This is a genomic window from Frankia sp. CoWAU3 (genome assembly GCF_977971855.1).
Genome location: NZ_CDWWXB010000303.1, coordinates 1 through 2,399, shown reverse-complemented (window position 1 = coordinate 2,399; position 2,399 = coordinate 1). Strand labels below are relative to the sequence as shown.

The window sequence follows — 2,399 nt, the reverse complement described above, 5'->3', positions numbered from 1 at the left end:
GACCGGGCCGAGGCGAAGGTTGCGATGCTCGCCGCGATGTACGGCCAGACCAGGGGAGGACGGTACGGCGGCCGGATCCGCCACCCGGTGCGGCACCGCACCGGGTGGCGGCCTCACCGACCCCGACCCGCCCGACGATCCCGACGCGGCGGCGAACGTCGCCGTCCCGGGGCAGGTTCGCCCGTAACGCCGTCATCCAGGGCGCGGCTGCCGAGCTGTTCAAGGCATGGGCGGTGACGGTCCGTTTGGGGACCGCGGACCGTGCCCAGGTCCTCCACATTCACTTCAAGATAATCAACAGTGTTGACGACATCTCGTATACCATGATCAAAAACAAAAACACCAACCAGCACCAGGGGAGTAAGAGCAGATCAAGCCAAGTTGATCATTGGTAGGCATGGAAGCCTCGTATGGCCGGTGGCGGCTGGGTTTGACCGGCCGCATCCGGATCGGGGGCATCGCTGGCCGGGGACGCCACCGGTCGAGGTGCGTTACGTTCAGCCGGGCCGGTGGATCAACTGCGGCTGAGCGGCCCGGAGCCGAGGAGGGGAGACCCTGCGACCAGCTCCACTTGACATAATGCTCATTATCGGCGTTTTTGGTGGGTGGGGGAGAGCCCGGCGTGAACCCGCCGAGGTGTGGGAGGTGCTTCCCTGTGCCTGGCAGCCCGGGCTGCGGGGGAAACGGTTTACCTGGAGGCGGCTTCAGTGGGGGTCGAGGGCGAGGCTGTTCATGCAGTAGCGCTGGCCGGTGGGGCCGGGTCCGTCGTCGAAGACATGGCCGAGGTGTCCGCCGCAGCGGGCGCAGCGGACTTCGGTGCGGATCATGCCGTGGGAGTGGTCTTCGACGAGTTCGAGGGCGTCGGCGACGGCAGGTTGGGTGAAGCTGGGCCAGCCGGAGCCGGAGTCGTATTTGGTGTCGGAGGTGAACAGGGCGGCGCCGCAGCCGCCGCAGCGGTAGGTGCCGTTTTCTTTGCTGTAGGTGTAGGCGCCGGTGAAGGGGGGTTCGGTGGCGGCGTGGCGGAGGATGGCGTAGCGCTCGGGGTCGAGTTCGGCGCGCCACTGCTCGTCGGTCTTGACGATTTTGTCGGGTCCGGTGGTGTCGTGGGGGTCGGTCATGGTGTCGTGGCTGCCTTTCTGCGGGTGGGGTGGGGTGGTGGTGCTCTCCCCCGGTGTCGGTGTTCGGTGGTGGGTCGGTGTTCGGGTGGTGCCGGGGCAGGGCGAGGGGACGGCGGCGGTGACGCCGCCGAGGGCGGCGGTGGTCATGGCGGTGCCGACCATGGGTGGGAGTTCGCCGCGGGTGGTGGCGGTTGCAAGGACGGCAACGTCCGCGGCATCGGCGATCATTCCGGCCCACAGCCAGGTGGTGGTGTCGCGGTGGGTGGTCAGGGCGTGGAGGAGGCCGGTGCCGAGGGCGAGGTCGCGGATGCCGGCGAGCCAGGCGAGCCTGCCGGCTGTGACGCGGTCGACGCCGGTGAGGCGGATGGTGTCGACGGGGCGGCTGAGGGCGAGGATGCCGATGGTGGCGCGGGTGATGCCGAGGGTGGTGGTGTGCAGGGTTCGGGAGGGGGCGGTGCGGTATTTTGTGGTGGAGTGGGAGCGTTGGGTGTTCATAGTTGTGCTGGTGGTCCTTCGTCGGTGGGAACGCCTGGGCTGGCTGGAACGTTATCGAGGGGTAGTTGCACACGTCTCGACGCTCGGAGGAGTTATATGGGCGAGCGCATCCTGCGGGGAAGCCGTCTCGGTGCTGTGTCCTACGAGACTGACCGCAGCACCGAGCTTGCCCCACGGCAGTCCGCGTCCTACGACTGTCCGAACGGCCACCAGTTCACCATGCCCTTCGCGGCTGAGGCCGAGGTGCCGTCGGTGTGGGAGTGCAGGGTTTGTGGTGGGGCGTCGGTCATCGTCGATGGTGAGCGGCCTGAGCCGAAGAAGGCGAAGCCGCCGCGTACGCACTGGGACATGCTGATGGAGCGTCGGACGACGGATGACCTTGAGGAGGTCCTGGCGGAGCGGTTGGCCGTTCTGCGGGGTACCGGTACGGACAGGCGTTCAGCCTGATCGTTTGGGTGGTTGTGCGGTAGGGGTCGGGCGCGGAGTGGTTGCCGTGTCCGGCTTTTCGCCGTGTCCGCGGTCGGTTTGTTGTGTCGTGTTCATGGGGTGGGCTGCCGGGCACGGGGCGGGTTGAGCCGTGCCCGGGCGGCCGTGGTGGCCGCGTCGGGTCCGGCCGGGTATCGCATCGTGTTGTGTCGGCTGGTTGCGTGCGGCCGCGGGTCAGGTGTTGGGCGGTGGTGGGGGCCGGTTCGGCCGGTGGGCGTCGGATTCAGGCGTGGCCGGAGGTGACGTTGCGGTCCTGGGGGGTGCGGAGGGGCTCGTGGGGTGTGGTGCCGGTGGTTGTCT

Annotated in this window: 3 protein-coding genes; 2 read left to right on the top strand and 1 reads right to left on the bottom strand. The window is 68.4% G+C overall.

Going from position 1 to position 2,399, the window contains the following annotated elements; genetic code table 11:
* Window positions 1-104 precede the first annotated feature (104 nt).
* Window positions 105-395 (top strand): hypothetical protein, encoded by a 291-nt coding sequence (locus AC08ON_RS17570; protein WP_476617387.1) that lies wholly within the window; start codon window positions 105-107, stop codon window positions 393-395.
* A 309-nt stretch (window positions 396-704) separates the two neighbouring features.
* Here AC08ON_RS17570 and msrB read toward each other — a convergent pair whose 3' ends face one another.
* Window positions 705-1,118, bottom strand: a complete 414-nt coding sequence (gene msrB / locus AC08ON_RS17565; protein WP_476617390.1) for a peptide-methionine (R)-S-oxide reductase MsrB — start codon at window positions 1,116-1,118, stop codon at window positions 705-707.
* Window positions 1,119-1,709: 591 nt separating this feature from the next.
* Between msrB and AC08ON_RS17560 the strand changes: the two genes are divergently transcribed.
* Window positions 1,710-2,060 (top strand): RNA polymerase-binding protein RbpA, encoded by a 351-nt coding sequence (locus tag AC08ON_RS17560; protein WP_476617386.1) that lies wholly within the window; start codon window positions 1,710-1,712, stop codon window positions 2,058-2,060.
* The last annotated feature ends 339 nt before the right edge of the window (window positions 2,061-2,399 follow it).

Bases quoted from the DNA above. Each gene is read 5' to 3' on its own strand.
- AC08ON_RS17560 (WP_476617386.1), top strand. From the start codon at position 1,710: ATGGGCGAGCGCATCCTGCGGGGAAGCCGTCTCGGTGCTGTGTCCTAC.
- msrB (WP_476617390.1), bottom strand. From the start codon at position 1,118: ATGACCGACCCCCACGACACCACCGGACCCGACAAAATCGTCAAGACC.